Raw genomic sequence first — 1,940 nt, forward strand, 5'->3', positions numbered from 1 at the left:
AAAACGGCGGCTACCTACTCTCCCACTGTTACGCAGTACCATCGGCGTGACGAGGCTTAACTTCTCTGTTCGGAATGGGAAGAGGTGGAACCCTCGTGCTATAACCACCTGAATAAGGTTATGACATGATGAAAAGTAAAATCTCAAGTTCATTACTAGTATGTTTCTGTTCTCTGTTTCCAGTTTCTGTATCAGTAATCCGCTAAACGTATATACCCAACCGGTACATATTTGAAAGAAAGTGAACGGGCAATTAGTAATGCTCGGCTTTGATGTTACCACCTTTACACCTGCATCCTATCAACGTCATCGTCTTTAACGACCCTAAGAAATCTAATCTTGTGGCTGGCTTCGTACTTAGATGCTTTCAGCACTTATCCAATCCCGACTTAGATACCCAGCGATGCACCTGGCGGCACAACTGGTAAACCAGCGGTCAGTCCAACACGGTCCTCTCGTACTAGTGTCAGAGCCACGCAAATTTCATACGCCCACGATAGATAGAGACCGAACTGTCTCACGACGTTCTGAACCCAGCTCGCGTGCCACTTTAATGGGCGAACAGCCCAACCCTTGGGACCTTCTCCAGCCCCAGGATGTGACGAGCCGACATCGAGGTGCCAAACCCCTCCGTCGATATGAGCTCTTGGGAGGGATCAGCCTGTTATCCCCGGAGTACCTTTTATCCTTTGAGCGATGTCCCTTCCATGCGGAAACACCGGATCACTATGCTCTAGTTTCCTACCTGATCGACTTGTCTGTCTCCCAGTCAAGCGCCCTTATGCCATTACACTCTACGGACGGTTACCAATCGTCCTGAGGGCACCTTTAGAAGCCTCCGTTACACTTTTGGAGGCGACCACCCCAGTCAAACTACCCACCAAACAGTGTCCTCGCAACTACGAGTTAGAACTCAAATAATCAAAGGGCCGTATTTCAACAGCGACTCCACAAATACTGGCGTACCTGCTTCGAAGTCTCCGGCCTATCCTACACATCAATTACCCAAATTCAATGTTAAGCTATAGTAAAGGTTCACGGGGTCTTTTCGTCCCATCGCGGGTAATCGGCATCTTCACCGATACTACAATTTCACTGAGCTCACGGTTGAGACAGTGTCCAGATCATTACACCATTCGTGCAGGTCGGAACTTACCCGACAAGGAATTTCGCTACCTTAGGACCGTTATAGTTACGGCCGCCGTTTACTGGGGCTTCAATTCAATGCTTCTCTTGCGATGACATCTCCTCTTAACCTTCCAGCACCGGGCAGGTGTCAGGCTGTATACGTAATCTTTCAATTTTGCACAGCCCTGTGTTTTTGTTAAACAGTTGCCTGGACCTATTCTCTGCGCCCAACTCTCGTTGGGACCCTTTATCCCGAAGTTACAGGGTCAATTTGCCTAGTTCCTTAACCGTGAATCACTCAAGCGCCTTAGTATATTCAACCCGACTACGTGTGTCCGTTTGCGGTACGGGTACCTTAAAGATTAAGTTTAGCGGATTTTCTTGGGAGTATGTTTACACGCACTATTGGATTGTTCCGAAGAACGTTCCATACTATCAGGTTCGACTCTCTTTGTGGATTTGCCTGCAAAGATCAACATCTACACCCTTCAACGGACTATTCCGTCAGTCCGCGGCGCTATCACTGCTCCGTCTCCACGTCACTCCTTAAGGTAGTACAGGAATATTAACCTGTTCTGCCATCGGCCTCACCGTTCGGCTGAGCCTTAGGACCCGACTAACCCTGATCCGATTAGCGTTGATCAGGAAACCTTAGTCTTTCGGCGAGGGGGTTTCTCACCCCCTTTATCGTTACTTATACCTACATTTGCTTTTCCACACGCTCCAGCAAAGCTCACGCTTCACCTTCGACGCGGAGTGGAATGCTCCCCTACCGATCATTACTGATCCCATAGCTTCGGTAAATTGCTTGA

Annotated in this window: 2 rRNA genes (1 of these 2 running past the window's edge); both read right to left on the minus strand. The window is 48.6% G+C overall.

The window, feature by feature from the left end:
- Position 1: 1 nt before the first annotated feature.
- Positions 2 to 112: ribosomal RNA gene (gene rrf / locus DW862_RS00005) — 5S ribosomal RNA — on the minus strand.
- Between the two features lie 121 nt (positions 113 to 233).
- A 23S ribosomal RNA gene (locus DW862_RS26115) occupies positions 234 to 1,940 on the minus strand; it runs 1,280 nt beyond the window's last position.

The sequence above is a fragment of the Bacteroides sp. AM37-9 genome (genome assembly GCF_003603455.1).
Taxonomy (GTDB): domain Bacteria; phylum Bacteroidota; class Bacteroidia; order Bacteroidales; family Bacteroidaceae; genus Bacteroides; species Bacteroides xylanisolvens.